This window comes from Halolamina salifodinae (genome assembly GCF_017874235.1).
Lineage (GTDB): Archaea > Halobacteriota > Halobacteria > Halobacteriales > Haloferacaceae > Halolamina > Halolamina salifodinae.
Genome location: NZ_JAGGLC010000001.1, coordinates 814,221 through 827,921, shown reverse-complemented (window position 1 = coordinate 827,921; position 13,701 = coordinate 814,221). Strand labels below are relative to the sequence as shown.

Here is a 13,701-nt window from a genome sequence, read left to right as displayed (position 1 = left end):
GCAGGGCGGCGGGGGGCCTAAGCGACGCGGTCGACGGCGACGAAAAGTGGGATGCGTGGATGGGTCCCGGCATGGCCCGGGGCCACACCGGACACGAGGCAGTCGTGTGGCGATTCCCCGTCAGTGGGTTTCGGTGCGGGTCCGGTCCCGCGCGACCTCCGCGATGCCGGCGTTCGCGGCACACGAGGGGCAGGCGCCGAGCCGGCCCTTTCCGTCCGCGAACACGCGTGCGAAGCGCTCGGAGACGTGTGACCCGCAGTGGTCACAGCGTGACATCGGTTGGCCGGCTTTCACCGGTACCGGCAGGGTGAGCTACGCCACCGCTGGCTCAATAGGTTTGCGGGTATTCAACATACCCTCCCGCGAAACGAACCACCGGCGGCTCGTACGGCGGTTTTGTTCACTCCGGTGGCCGCTGTATCGACCCATCCTAGCGTCGGCGCCCGCGTGCCGAGGGCACGACGGGGACCGTCCCCCTCGATTCGGCGGCGTGGAGTGGTCCCTTCGGTCGATTTGGGAAATCTTATTAAGTGGCGCCCAGTAGCAAGGGACGCATATGTCGAACCTTATCGTCAAGGCCGCCGTCAAGGAGTACCTCGATGAGAAGAACGTCGCTTCGGACTTCTACGACGCCCTGGACGAGGAAGTCGAGGAGCTGCTCGACGACGCGGCGCGCCGCGCCGAGGAGAACGACCGGAAGACGGTCCAGCCGCGCGACCTTTAAATCCGGAACCCGTTTCCGATCCCCGCTTTTTGACGTGCTAATCACCCAGCGGCGGCGCTCCCGTCAGTACAGCGTGACCGCGACGCCGTCAGCGTCGCCGACGTGGAGTTCGTCCGCCAGCCCGACGAACAGGCCGTGTTCGACGACGCCCGGCGTGACCGACAGCGTCCGTGCCAGCCCGCTCGGGTCGTCGATTTCGCCGAACGCGCTGTCGAGCACGAGGTTTCCGTTGTCGGTCACCACGGGGCCGTCCTTCCGCTCGGCCGTCCGCAGCGTGGGATCGCCGCCGGCCGAGCGGACGGCGTCGGCCACCGGCTTGCGGGCGTCGGGCAGCACTTCCACTGGAACGGCGTGAGAGAGCTGGTCGGCCTCCTTCGAGGGGTCGGCGACGACGACGAACCGGTCGGCGGCACTATCCACCAGTTTCTCGCGCGCGTGGGCGGCGCCGCCGCCCTTCACGAGCGCGCCGGATTCGGCCACCTCGTCGGCGCCGTCGATGGCCACGTCCGGATCGGCTTCGTCGAGGCTGGTCAGCGGGATGCCGGCCTCGCGGGCCAGTTCGCGGGACTGGAAGGAGGTGGGGATGCCCTGAACGTCGAGGCCGGCGTCGACGCGCTCGCCGAGTTCGCGGATGGCGTGGGCGGCCGTGCTGCCCGTGCCGAGGCCGACCACGTCGCCGTCCTCGGGGATGTCGGCCGCCGACTCGCCCGCGCGTCGCTTCGCCTCGTCGCTGCCGCCGGTCTGCTTCATGGGCCGGCGTTCGGTAGGTGGGGAGAAAGGTGCGTCGGCAGAAGTGGGATCGTAGATCGCTACACAGTCACGGCATGGGCTTGGCGGCACTGACCGTCGTCAGCGCCGCGCGCTCGCCGTCACCAGAACGCGAAGCGTTCTGGTTGGCGAACGAGAGCTTGCAGCTCTCGTTAACGTGACTGGTTCACTCGTCCTCAAGCCGATCCAGAACCGCCTCCGGCTCGTAGGCCAGCGTGATCGAGCGCGAGCGCCCGCGCCCCTCCACGTCGGCGTACTCGGTCTCGATGACGCCGAGCTGTTCGAGCTTCTTCACGATCTCGGAGTAGCGCGTGTAGCCCAGATCCGTCTTCTCGTGGAACGCCTCGTAGACGGTGCCGGCCTGCTCGCCGCCGTGTTCGGCCAGCACGCGCACCAGCGCGCGCTCGGAGTCCGATAGCTCCCGGAGGCTGCGCGCGAGGTGGACGTGTTTCGAGCGCTCGTAGGCCTCCTCGATGTCCGCCTCGGAGATGGTGCGCGAGCCCCGCATCTCGGCGTTCAGGCCGGCGCGGCGCAGCAGGTCGATCCCGACCCGGAGGTCGCCGCTCTCGGCGGTGAGTTCGGCGACGCGGTCGAGTTCGGGCGCGGAGAGGACGCCCTCGTGGAAGCCGCGCTCGACGCGCTCCCGGAGGATATCGACGATCTCGGGGGCGTCGTAGGTTGGGAAGTAGATGTCCTCGGGGCGGAACACGCTCTGGACCCGGGAGTCGAGTTCGTCCATTACGGACAGCGAGAGATCCGAGGAGACGACGACGACGCCGATGCGCGCGCCGGCGTGGGTCTCGTGCGCGCGGAGGAGGGAGTAGAGCGTGTCGGAGGCCTCGTTCTCGTAGAACAGGTAGTTCACGTCGTCGAGCGCGACGATGAGTACCTCCTCGGACTCGACGAGGCGGTCGGTCACCTGCTCGAACAGCTTCTTGAAGGAGACGCCGGAGGAGGGGGGTTCGTAGTCGAAGACGCTCTGGAACAGCCGCGAGAACACCGCGTAGCGCGTGGAGTCGACCTGGCAGTTGACCCGGACCGTGCGGACGTTCGGCGCCTCGACGCCGAGTTCGCCGAACAGCTTCTGGACCGCGGTGGTTTTGCCGGTGCCGGGCGGCCCGCGGATCACGGTGTTGAGCGGGCGGGAGCCACGGACGGCGGGCCGGAGCGCGTACTTCAGGCTCTCCAGTTGGCTCTCGCGGTGTTTGAACGTCTCGGGGACGTAGTCGACTTCGAAGACGGACTCGTCGCGGAACACGGACTCGTCCCACGAGAGCATGTCGCCGGAGTCCCCGGTCATGGCTCACACTGTCGGCGGTGACCACTTAACGGTTTACGAGCAGTGGGTGCGGTGTTTGGACTGTGTGGCCCGACCTTTCTCCTCGACCTTTTGCTGCGGGCCCCAGAGGGCCCTTGCAAAAGCTCGATCAAAAGCGCTCCTCGTCGTTCGAGAGAGCGAAGTTCTCTCGTGATGACGAAAGGCACGCAGTACCTTTCGAACCACTCCTGTTAGTCGCTCGTCGGCCCGCGCTCGCTCCGGGAGAGCAAAGCTCTCCCGTGCCCTCGCTCACTTCGTTCGCGAGGACTCCGCTCGCGCGGTCGACGAACCACCACTGCAGAAGATCAGGCCAACGGCGTCCGCTCGACCACGGTTCCGTCGTAGTTCGGGTACTGCTCGACGATCTCACCCTCCTCGACGTCGCCGTCCTCGATCATCTCCTCCAGCAGCCACCACGCCACCTCGACGTGGTCGGACTTCACGGTGTAGTACTCATCGGGCACCCCGAGGTCCTCGAAGCGCCGGGGGTCGGCGTAGCTCTTCCCGTACACCAGCGTCCCGTCGTCGGTCACGTCGTCGAACTCCCGGCGGACGTTCCGGGCCATCCGCTTCAGCCGCCGACGGTGCTGGGCGGCGTCCTTGAACACCGAGGTGCAGAAGTACACCTTCTCGTGGTCGCCCATCACGTCCAGAATGTCGCCACGGCTGTCCTCGACAGCGCTCATGTGGCCCTCCTTGCGCTCGAACCCCTCCTCCTGCATCCGGCGGTAGTTCCCGTCGGACATCTCGAACTCGTTGATGTTACAGAAGTCGGCGGCGCCCTCGTCGAGGAACTCCAGGAACTCCGGTTCGGGCCGGATGCCCGGGATCTCGAACGCCGGCGTCAGGCCCTCTTCGCGGGCGATGTAGAGGATCTCCTCCCACTCGGTGCCGTGCATGTCGCCCCAGAGTTCCAGCGGCGGGTGAAACCGTATCTCGTCCAGTCCGGCCTCGGCGAGGCGGCGCATGTTCTCCCGGCCGCCGGGGATGCCGGTGTAGAGGTGGGTGTGGTGGTCCTCGCCGAACTCGTCTTTGAGCAGTTCGAGGTAGTGGCAGGTGCGTTCGAGCACCTCCTGGGGTTCGCCACCGGTGATGGAGGATCCCATCGCGTCCATGCGCTTTGCCTCGGTGATCACGTCCTCGTCGCTCTCGACGGGCCGCTCATTGGCGTACACCTGCTCGACGTTCTTGCGGTTCTCGCCGAGGGGACAGTAGAAACAGTCCCGCTGGTCACAGTAGCCGTAGACGAACATCACCATCTTCCCGCCCTTGGCGCACTGTTCGCAGCCCTTCGAGATCATCAGTTACCCTCGCTACCCGGCCGAGCCCCAAAAGCGGCACGGTGCGGGCGTGTCGCGGCGTCTCACGCTGTCGACGCCGGTGCAGTGCTCACGCCGCGGTGCGGAACCGGACCTCGATCCCGTCCGGTCCCGCGACGACGATGTCGCCGTCAGTTTTGGTCGGCTCGTACTCGCTCGCTTCCAGCCGATCACGGAGGGCGTCGAGCGCGTCCGCGTCCGGCAGCACGACCTCGAACCACGACAGCCCGGCTCCCGACGCCGGCTCGGAGCGCCGGTGCCACGTGTTCGCGCCGAGGTGATGGTGGTAGCCGCCGGCGGAGACGAACGCCGCATCCGGCATCATCATCTGGCGCTCGAAGCCGACCGTATCGACGTAGAACGCGGCGAACGCCTCGAGCGAGCTCACTTCGAGATGGACGTGTCCGACGTCCGTCCCGTCGGGGAGCCCCGACTCCCCCGAGGCGGCACGCGCCACGGCATCGAGGTCGAGCGGATCGGTCCCCATCTGGACACGCCCGTCGTCGCTGTGGGGCCACTCCGCGCGCGGGAAATCCCGGTATATCTCGATGCCGTTGTCTTCGGGATCCGAGAGGTACAGTGCCTCGCTGACGCGGTGATCTGACGCGCCGTCCAACTGCCCCCGATCCCGAATCCGGCCCAGCGCATCACCCAGCGCCGCGCGCGACGGTACTCTGAAGGCGTTGTGGAACAGGCCGGCACTCGTCGCGGGGCGGGGCGACGCCCCGGCGTCGAGGACGAGCAGCGACGTGTCCGCGACGCCGAGGACTGCACGCGACGACGATTCCGAGAGCGTCTCGAGTCCCACCACGTCCCGGTAGAATGCGGTCATCTCCTCGAGATCGTCGACCCGGAGCGCGGTTCGTCCGATACGTGTCTCCGCCGGGAGACGGTCTGTGTCGGCTGTATTCGGCATTGTTACGGCTCCCAATCGGGTTCGGGGCCGTATAGCGTTGCGGGCATCGGAGGGAACTACTGCCGGATCGCTTTTCAGCCCTTCCACGCGTACCAGAGCATCGGCGCCGCGAAGACGAGCGAGAACACCCCGGCGTAGCCGATCACCAACAGCCCGTCCGCGGCGGCGTCGCCGATCAGCAGGAACAGCGCCGGCCCCGTCGCGAGCACGCCGAGGCCGACCAGCGTGACGACTGCCCGCTCCGCACGCCCGGCCGGATCGGCGCCCGAGTCGGCGTCGACGCCCGCATCGAGAACCTCGCGCACCTCCGTCGCCTGCTCGCGCGGGATCGTGAGCACACGCGGCGCGCGCAGGCTCCCCGCACCGCGGGCGTAGGCGAGCCAGTAGATCACGACCGACCCGACGGCCACGGATCGAACCCCGGAGAGCGCGTTGAGCGACACCGACGGTCCAACTTTGGTGGCCAACACCATCGCCTCGCGGTCGATTTCGGCGTCCGTGCTGAGCGCCATCCCGACGAGCGCCGCAGCGAACGTCAGCGCGGCGACGGCGCCTGCCGCCGCCGGCGAATGCTGAAACGCCAGCAGCATCGCGACGGCACAGCCCAGCGACGCGAGAGCGACGCCGAGACGGCTCGGCTGCCAGTCCTCGTGTCCGAGCGACGCCTCCTCGCTCAACAGTGCGGCCAGCACTGGCGGCCGGGCGAGCGCGACCACCGCGACTGCGCCAAGCGCGAGCACCACCGCCCACGCTCCCTCGCGAACCGACGCCGCCGCGACCGCGACGGCGCCGCCGACCAGAATGAGTGCGACAGCACCCAGCGGCGCCATCAGGCCGTAGGCGAGCAGGTGGAGCCAGCGGTTCGTCTCGGGGGTGACTGTCCACGAGAGTGTCGGCGTGGCGGCGGTCGACAGTGCCGACTCGCGATCCATACCCGGGGTAGGGCCGCCGCCGAGATAAACGCCAACCCCCGAAAGAAGATATGCCTGGGTCTCCTACGTTCCGCTGATGCTGTTGGTCCTCGCTGTCGACCTCGACAACGACCTCGGTCGCAAGACCGGGCTCTCGACGCCCGTGCTGGGCCGGGAGAACGTCGAGGACGCCGCCACGCGTCTCGCGACCGCCGACCCCGAGGACTCCGACGTGAACGTGCTGTTCCAGGCGATCCACACCCGCGACCAACTGGAGCGCGAGGGCGAGGAGGTCGCCGTCGCCGCCGTCACGGGCGTCGACGGCAGCGACGTGAAAGCCAACCGCGCCGTGGGTGAGGAGATAGACACCGTGCTCGCGGCGCTCTCGACCGGCGAGAACGTGCGCGCGGTGGTCATTACCGACGGTGCACAGGACGAGTCCGTCCTCCCCGTGATCCGCTCGCGGGTACCCATCGACGGCCTCCGGCGCGTGGTCGTCCGGCAGGCCCAGGATCTGGAGTCCATCTACTACACGATCAAGCAGGTGCTGGGCGACAAGGAGACCCGCGGGACGCTGCTCGTCCCGCTCGGGGTCCTCCTGTTGGTCTACCCGCTCGTCCTCGTCGCCAACGCGTTCGACGTGGCGGGCGTCTCCGTACTGGGGCTGCTCTCGGGGCTGCTCGGCCTCTATACGCTGTTCCGCGGGCTCGGACTCGAGGACGCCGTCGACGACGCCGCCGAGGAGGTGCGCCAACTCCTGTACGCCGGTCGGGTGACGCTGATCACCTACGTCGTCGCCATCGCGCTGGTCGCTATCGGCGGCTGGCAGGGGTATCTGGCGGTCACTGAGACCGCGTCGCTCGCTCGCCCCGGGCAGGCGGCGGTGTTCATCCACCACGCGGTGAGTTGGTTCGCCGCCGCGGGCGTCACCTCCAGCCTCGGCCAGGTGACCGACGAGTATCTCGCCGGCGAGTTCCGCTGGCGCTACCTCAACGCGCCGTTCTACGTGCTCGCGATCAGCGTCGTGCTCCACGCCGTCTCGGGCTTCTTCCTCCCGGGCGAGGCGGCGATGGCCATCACCGACCTCGCGCTGGCGCTGACGGCGGGGACGCTGCTGGGCGTGTTGAGCACGCTCACGTTCGCCATCGCGGAGAACCGGTTTCCGGCGACGGCCGAGGCGGCCTGATCGCCGCGCTGCCCGTTTTTCCTACCGCTCGCGGCTGACGACGTACTCCGCCAACTGCTCGAGATACTCGCGAGCCTCGCCGTCCTCGACGGTCGCCGTCGCCAGCGCATCGAGCGCCCGTTCTGACTCCGCACGGGCCCGCTCGTCGGCCTCGTCCGCGGAGAGATCGGTCACCTGAATCAGCGACGGGCGATCCATCTCGGCGTCCTGTCCGGCGGGTTTGCCGAGTTCCTCGGCGTCGCCCGTCGCGTCCAGTACGTCGTCGCGCATCTGGAACGCGACGCCGACGCGTTCTGCGTACTCGCCCATCGACTCCACGGTGAAGCCATCGGCGCCGGCGGCGACGGCACCGACCTCCGCGGCCGCGCGGAACAGCGCGCCGGTCTTGCGCCGGGCTAACTCCATGTACTCGGCCTCGCTTTCGGGCTCGCTCACCAGTTCGGTCGCCTCGCCCTCACCGAGTTCGACCATCGCCTCGGCGACGATGCCCATCGCGTGCTCGTCGGCCGAGAACAGCGCGAACGCCTCGCCCAGCAGGCCGTCGCTGGCGACGATGGCCGGGCCGTAGCCGTACTCGGCCCACGCGCTCGGGGTGCCGCGGCGCAGTTCCGAGCGGTCGATGATGTCGTCGACGACCAGCGAGGCGTTGTGAACCAGTTCGATACCGACAGCGAACTCCACGGCGTCCTCCGGGTCGCCGCCCGCGGCCTCGCAGGCCAGCAGCGTCACGGCGGGCCGGACGCGCTTCCCACCCGACAGCGTGACGTGGGACAGGCGCTCGGCCAGCGCGGGCGGCTCGACGTCCTCGACGAGCGTCGACAGTCGCTCGTCGACGAGTTCCACCCGACGGTCGAGCGTCTCCATTAGCGTCATATCGGGGAGGATTGCCCAAGTACGTGACGGTAACCGCTGATCGGTTCCCGTTCCGAAAAACCGCAGCATTATGCCGTGCCCGCCCGAATCGCCGCCAATGGGAGTCCTGGAGGACAAGGCACGGGCACGCACCTTCTACAAGTACCTCTCGCGGGTGTACGACACCGTCAACCCGCTGGTCTGGAACGAGGAGATGCGCGACGAGGCGCTCGACCGGACCGGCATCGAACAGGGTGACCGCGTGCTCGACGTGGGCTGTGGCACCGGTTTCGGCACCGAGGGGCTGCTCCAGCACACCGACGACGTGCACGGCCTCGACCAGAGCGTCCACCAACTGGAGAAAGCCTGGGCGAAGTTCGGCAAGACTGACCAGGTGAAGTTCTACCGCGGCGACGCCGAGCGCCTGCCCTTCGCCGACAACAGCTTCGACCACTACTGGTCCTCTGGGTCCATCGAGTACTGGCCCAGCCCTGTCGATGCCATCGAGGAGGCCCGCCGTGTCACCAAACCCGGCGGCACCGTCCTCATCGTCGGCCCCGACGAGCCGAGCAACAGCCTGTTCCACAAGATCGCCGACGCCATCATGCTGTTTTACGACGCCGACGAGGCCGACCGGATGTTCAGCGAGGCCGGCTTCCCCGAGCGCGAACACGTCGTGATGCAGGCCAACCCCGGGAGCCCGCGGGCCATCGTCACCATCGCGACGGTGCCCGAGGAGTAGCGCACTTTTCGCCGACATCATCCTCCGACCTGCGTCGACAGCGACGCGAACCGCTGGTCCCCGTGGAACAGTTCGACCGATAACTGCGCGCCCGGTTCCAGCGCCGGATCGTTCGTCCCGGCGACTCGGAACGACGCGGTCTCCCCGACCTCCCACTCCACGTCGGTTCTGGGGTTGAACGGCCCGCTCGGGCCACCGTGGAACCCCCGTGCCGCGAAAAAGGGAACCGGCGGCTGATGGGCCAGCGGGTCACCGTCGACGGCGACTTCGACCCGCAGCGCCCGCACGTCGACGGCGTCGCCGCCGGTGTGGTCGATGCTGACCCGGTCACCCTCGGCGGAAAGGTCGAACGTGGCGGTCGGTGGCGGGCCGCTCAGCGCGGCGGCCTGTCCGAACATGACGGTGCCGAACACGGCGGCGGCCGCGACGGTGACGCCGACGAGCAACACCGCGCCGAGCGCCGGCGAGACGGCCCGATCAGTGTCAGTCGGCGAGGGGAGCACGGGGGGTCTGGCCCCGGCTTCCTACTTCAACTCCGGGTCAGGCGCCGAGGGTGGGGGCGTCGGTGCTGTTGGTCTCGAGGTAGGCCGCGGTGGTCTCGCCGCCGACCGCGAGCACGGTGTAGCTCCCGCGGGGGGAGACGGTCCAGAGCGTGCCGTCCTCGCCGGTCCGGCCGACGGTCATGCGCTCTGATTGGCCCTGGCTCAGGGTGATCGCGAGGTCGATTGGCTCGCCCGATTCGGCGTCGGAGACGTGGATCCGGAGCGGCCCGCCGGGGTAGGTCTGATTGACCGAGACGGTGATCCCACTGATCGTGTTCGAGTCCGTCGACGGCGAGTGGTACTGCGAGAGGCCGAACCGTTGGTACTCCTTGAACACGTCCTCGGTGCCGCTGTCGACGAACGCGGTGAGCGTGTGGTTCTGTTTCGTGACGGTGACGATGTTGGTCGTCCCGGCGAAGTTCACTGACGCGTCGGCGGAACGGACGATCTCGGGGTAGCTCTCCCGAGTGACGTTGATCGTCGCCGGCCCGTCCATCGTGGCGGTCGAATCGCCCGACTGCTCGGCGCCGCGGAACGCCTCGCGGAGGTAGACGCCATCGTCGACCGCCGCGAGTTCGTACCCTTCGGGACCGGTCGTGACGAAGAACTGAACCGAGTCGTCGGTGCCGCGGATGGCGTCGACGGCGCGTTCACGGACCGGGCCGCCGAACGTCCGGAGTTCGTACCGGATCTCGGCCGGCCGCGAGAGGCTGAACCCGTCGATATCGTCGGCGAGTTGGTTCAGCCGTTCGATCCGGGCCTCGAGCGCTTCGGCCTTCGCGGCGATGGTGGCCAGTTCGACGACGAACGCCTCCGTCGACATGTCGCCGTCGTTGTACGCCTGGATGGCGGCCTGCTGACGGTCTCGGAGCGTGATGATCTCCGTCTCGACCGTGGAGGAGGCCTGAATGATCCGGCGGCTCCGTTCGCTGTCGCTCTCGGCGGCCCGGACGTGTTCGACGACGGCTTCGGTCTCGACTTCGACCGCGCTGACGTTGCCGTTGAACTCCGCGGCCGGGCCGAGATTCAGCGTCGCCCGGTCGACCTCGCTCTTCTGGACGGCGCCGTCAGGGACGACGAGCACGCGCGTCTCGTTGCGCTGGCCGTCGGGCGATTCCTGGCCGGGCAGTGGCGTGACGACGCCGTCGACGCCGGCCGTCTCGGCGTCGGTCGGGCTGGCATCGACGGATACGCCGGCAGCCCCGACGCCTGCGGGCGCCACGAGGGCCAGGGAGAGGGCGAGGACCGCGAGGAGTGCGAGAGACCTCATCGGCGGTCACTACCGGGGCCTCCACCTTAAAACACGCCGGAGCGATACGGTAGACTGATAGAAAGCGTTTTGCCCGGGGGCTGTCACGCTCGGGATATGCGGTACGTAGTCGTCGCCCTCCTGTTAGTCGGTGCGCTCTCCGGGGGAGTCGTTGCCCAGGAGTCGCCCGACATCGCCAACGCGACGACGACGTTCGACGCCGAACTCCGGGCCAACGGCGACGCGGACTGGACGGTCCGGACGACCGTTCCGCTCGACACACCCGAGGAGCGCGACGCGTTCCGAAACTACGGGCAGCGGTTCGCGGCTGGGGAGACCTCGGCCGGCCCCGGCATCGAGTTCTTCGAGTCGGCGGCATCGGCGGCCTCGACGGCAGGGGACCGGGAGATGCTGATCACGAACGTCGAGCGGAGCTACTCGCTCGGGACGGAGACCGGGACGCTACAGCTCGAGTTCCGGTGGACGAACTTCCTCGCACCCGAGGGCGAGGGATACAGGCTCGCCGACGCGCTGCTGACTCCCGACGGGACGTGGCTCAGTTCGCTCGAAGCCGGCCAGGAGATCCGCCTGTACACCCCGCCGAACTACGACATCCAGCAGAGCATCGAGGCGCGGCAGGTGAACGACTCACTGGTCGTTACCGGCCCCGAGTCGTTCGACCCCACGGAGTTCGTAGTCCTCTACGAGCCGGCGGCCGCGTCCGGATCGCCGACTGCCAGCGAGTCGCCGACGCCGAACGGCCCCACGCCTGACCAGGGTATCGACGGCGTCGTCGTCGGGCTGCTCGGCTTGCTGTTCCTCGTTATCGGCGTGCTGGCCGTGTGGCGCTGGCGGGGCGGCAACCCGATCGAGGCCGTGGCAAGCGACGACGAAGGCCCGGACGAGGCCGGCGGTGGGCAGCCCCCGAGCCCAACTGAAGCCGAGGAGCCGGCGGTCGACACGGAACTGCTCTCGGACGAGGAGCGCGTCGAGACGCTGCTGGAGCAGCACGGCGGCAGAATGCGACAGGCCGCCATCGTCGAGGAGACTGACTGGTCCGACGCGAAGGTCTCCCAACTGCTCTCCCGGATGGCCGACGAGGGCCAGGTCGAGAAGCTCCGACTCGGCCGGGAGAACGTCATCTCCCTGCCCGAGGAAGAGGAGGAGCGGTAGTCGGCGCCCCGGCGAACGTCCCCCCTTCCCGTGGTCGTTCGCCTGTGAGCATAGCGAAAGGATTTACCACCAGCCAGGAGAATTCGATGGCGATGAAGATTCTGGTAACCGTCAAGGAGGTGGCAGCCGTCGAGGACGACTTCGAGATCGACGGACTGGCCATCGACGAGCGGTACCTCGAGTACGACCTCAACGAGTGGGACGACTACGCGGTCGAGTCGGCGGTGCAGATCGCCGAGGCCGCCGACGAGGACGTGGAGGTCGTCGCCGCCACCATCGGCCCCGAGCGCAGCGAGGAGACCATCCGGATGGCGCTCGCGAAGGGTGCGGACCGGGCCGTGCGCGTCTGGGACGACGCCATCGCGGACCAGCAGTTGCTCGACGTGAACGCCAAGGTGAGCGTGTTCGAGCAGGTCGTCGCGGAGGAGGAGCCGGATCTGGTGCTGACCGGCGTGCAGGCCGCCGACGACTCCTTCGGCGCCACTGGGGTCGCGCTCGCGAACCGCGTGGACTACCAGTGGGCGGCGGTCGTCAACGACCTCGACTACGCGGCCGGCGACGAGAGGGCCACGGTTCGACGTGAACTCGAGGGCGGCGTCGAGGAGATCACCGAAGTCGACCTCCCGGCGGTGCTCTCGATCCAGACCGGGATCAACGAGCCCCGCTACGCGAGCCTCCGCGGGATCCGACAGGCCCAGCAGAAGGAGATCACGCCGTTCGACCTCGCGGATCTCGGCCTCGACGCCGAGAGCGTCGACGGCGCGCTGGAACTCACGGCCATGTACGAACCCGAGAGCGAGTCCGACGCGACCATCTTCGAGGGCGACGCCGAGGAGACGGCCGCGGAGTTGGCGGGCGTGCTGCGGGACAAGGGGGTGGTCGGCGAATGACCGAGCACGACGTTCTCTTCGTCGCGGAACACCGCCACGGCGACCTGCGGGACGTGAGCTACGAGGGGATCACCGCCGGCCGCCGACTGGCAGACGCGCTGGGCGGCGACCTCCACGTCGCCGTCGTCTCCGGCCCGGTCGACCGCTTCGCCGAGTCGCTCAACACGCCCGAAGTCGACGCCATCCACACCGTCGACGCCGGCGAGGAGTTCGATCACGACACGTACGCGGCCGCGACCGGGGCGCTCCACGCCGACCTCGACCCGGCCGCGCTGGTGTTCCCGAACTCGGTCAACGGCCTCGACTACGCGCCGGCAGTCGCCGACGAACTCGGCCTGCCCTACGCGACGGACGCGGTGGGGCTGGCGTACGACGACGGCCTGACCGTCACTCGCGAGATGTACGGCTCGAAGGTCGAGACCACTGTCGACGTGGCGGCCGATCAGTTCGTCGTCAGCATCCGCGGCGGCGAGTGGGCCGCCGCAAGCGGCGCCGGCGACGCCGAGGTTTCGGCGTTCGAGTTCGACGAGGCGAGCGTCGACGACGGCTCCCGAGTCAAGGGGTTCGAGGAGGTCGGCGGCGGCGACGTGGACATCGGCGAGGCGGAGTTCCTCGTCTCCATCGGCCGCGGGATCGAGGAGGAGGAGAACCTCGACCTGATCCGGGAGCTGTGTGAGGCGACGGGCGCGACGCTCTCCTCGTCGCGACCCATCGTCGACAGCGGCTGGCTGCCGAAGAACCGGCAGGTCGGCCAGTCCGGCAAGCAGGTGACGCCGAAAGTGTACCTCGCCATCGGGATTTCCGGCGCCGTCCAGCACGTCGCCGGGATGAAGGGCGCCGAGACGATCATCGCCGTCAACACCGACCCGAACGCGCCGATCTTCGACATCGCGGACTACGGGATCGTCGGGGACCTGTTCGACGTGGTGCCGGCGCTGATCGAGGAATTCAACTGAACCTTTTGCTGCGGGCCCCGGAGGGCCCTTGCAAAAGCTTCACCAAAAGCGCTCCTCGCTCCCTCCGGGAGAGCTTCGCTCTCCCGTGCTCCCGCTCACTTCGTTCGCGGGAACTCCGGTCGTTCGTCGGCCCGCTCGCTCGGCCTGCGGCCTCG

15 protein-coding genes are annotated in these 13,701 nt (G+C 68.5%); 6 read left to right on the top strand and 9 right to left on the bottom strand.

Annotation, left to right across the window (positions count from 1 at the left end):
- Window positions 1-120: 120 nt before the first annotated feature.
- The gene (locus J2753_RS04370) at window positions 121-276 is read right to left on the bottom strand and encodes a DUF7563 family protein (RefSeq protein WP_209490686.1); all 156 of its coding nucleotides are present in this window, start codon (window positions 274-276) and stop codon (window positions 121-123) included.
- A 280-nt stretch (window positions 277-556) separates the two neighbouring features.
- On the opposite strand from J2753_RS04370, the gene J2753_RS04365 reads away from it, so the two are divergent.
- A complete protein-coding gene (locus J2753_RS04365; RefSeq protein WP_053946871.1) occupies window positions 557-724 on the top strand; it encodes a DUF1931 family protein in 168 nt (55 codons plus the stop codon).
- Window positions 725-787: 63 nt separating this feature from the next.
- Here J2753_RS04365 and rpiA read toward each other — a convergent pair whose 3' ends face one another.
- The 5 genes from rpiA to J2753_RS04340 all read right to left on the bottom strand — a co-directional run bounded on the left by rpiA (window position 788) and on the right by J2753_RS04340 (window position 5,977).
- On the bottom strand, window positions 788-1,474 hold the full coding sequence (gene rpiA, locus J2753_RS04360; RefSeq protein ID WP_209490685.1) for a ribose-5-phosphate isomerase RpiA: 687 nt from the start codon (window positions 1,472-1,474) through the stop codon (window positions 788-790).
- Window positions 1,475-1,658: 184 nt separating this feature from the next.
- Window positions 1,659-2,792, bottom strand: a complete 1,134-nt coding sequence (locus J2753_RS04355; protein WP_209490684.1) for an ORC1-type DNA replication protein — start codon at window positions 2,790-2,792, stop codon at window positions 1,659-1,661.
- Window positions 2,793-3,115: 323 nt separating this feature from the next.
- Entirely contained in the window at window positions 3,116-4,111 is a 996-nt protein-coding gene (locus tag J2753_RS04350) for a radical SAM protein (protein WP_209490683.1), read from the bottom strand.
- An 88-nt stretch (window positions 4,112-4,199) separates the two neighbouring features.
- Complete coding sequence (locus J2753_RS04345; protein WP_209490682.1) at window positions 4,200-5,045, bottom strand: VOC family protein; 846 nt, start codon at window positions 5,043-5,045, stop codon at window positions 4,200-4,202.
- Window positions 5,046-5,119: 74 nt separating this feature from the next.
- Window positions 5,120-5,977, bottom strand: coding sequence for a hypothetical protein (locus J2753_RS04340; RefSeq protein ID WP_209490681.1), 858 nt, complete (start codon window positions 5,975-5,977; stop codon window positions 5,120-5,122).
- Between the two features lie 76 nt (window positions 5,978-6,053).
- Between J2753_RS04340 and J2753_RS04335 the strand changes: the two genes are divergently transcribed.
- On the top strand, window positions 6,054-7,142 hold the full coding sequence (locus J2753_RS04335; RefSeq protein WP_209490680.1) for a DUF373 family protein: 1,089 nt from the start codon (window positions 6,054-6,056) through the stop codon (window positions 7,140-7,142).
- Between the two features lie 21 nt (window positions 7,143-7,163).
- On the opposite strand, the gene J2753_RS04330 is transcribed toward J2753_RS04335, so the two are convergent.
- Window positions 7,164-8,006 (bottom strand): polyprenyl synthetase family protein, encoded by an 843-nt coding sequence (locus J2753_RS04330; RefSeq protein ID WP_209490679.1) that lies wholly within the window; start codon window positions 8,004-8,006, stop codon window positions 7,164-7,166.
- 106 nt (window positions 8,007-8,112) lie between these two features.
- Here J2753_RS04330 and J2753_RS04325 point away from each other — a divergent pair, with 106 nt between their 5' ends.
- Window positions 8,113-8,736, top strand: coding sequence for a methyltransferase domain-containing protein (locus tag J2753_RS04325; protein ID WP_209490678.1), 624 nt, complete (start codon window positions 8,113-8,115; stop codon window positions 8,734-8,736).
- Between the two features lie 17 nt (window positions 8,737-8,753).
- Here the strand turns inward: J2753_RS04325 and J2753_RS04320 are convergent, their stop codons facing one another.
- On the bottom strand, window positions 8,754-9,239 hold the full coding sequence (locus J2753_RS04320; protein ID WP_209490677.1) for a type IV pilin: 486 nt from the start codon (window positions 9,237-9,239) through the stop codon (window positions 8,754-8,756).
- Between the two features lie 37 nt (window positions 9,240-9,276).
- Window positions 9,277-10,548 (bottom strand): DUF7096 domain-containing protein, encoded by a 1,272-nt coding sequence (locus J2753_RS04315; RefSeq protein WP_209490676.1) that lies wholly within the window; start codon window positions 10,546-10,548, stop codon window positions 9,277-9,279.
- A gap of 96 nt (window positions 10,549-10,644) precedes the next feature.
- On the opposite strand from J2753_RS04315, the gene J2753_RS04310 reads away from it, so the two are divergent.
- From J2753_RS04310 to J2753_RS04300, 3 genes are all read left to right on the top strand, one after another.
- Window positions 10,645-11,700, top strand: a complete 1,056-nt coding sequence (locus J2753_RS04310) for a helix-turn-helix transcriptional regulator (protein ID WP_209490675.1) — start codon at window positions 10,645-10,647, stop codon at window positions 11,698-11,700.
- 92 nt (window positions 11,701-11,792) lie between these two features.
- Window positions 11,793-12,590 (top strand): electron transfer flavoprotein subunit beta/FixA family protein, encoded by a 798-nt coding sequence (locus J2753_RS04305; protein ID WP_209490674.1) that lies wholly within the window; start codon window positions 11,793-11,795, stop codon window positions 12,588-12,590.
- Window positions 12,587-13,546, top strand: a complete 960-nt coding sequence (locus J2753_RS04300) for an electron transfer flavoprotein subunit alpha/FixB family protein (protein WP_209490673.1) — start codon at window positions 12,587-12,589, stop codon at window positions 13,544-13,546. The genes J2753_RS04305 and J2753_RS04300 overlap by 4 nt, the downstream gene beginning before the upstream one ends.
- Window positions 13,547-13,701: the final 155 nt, after the last annotated feature.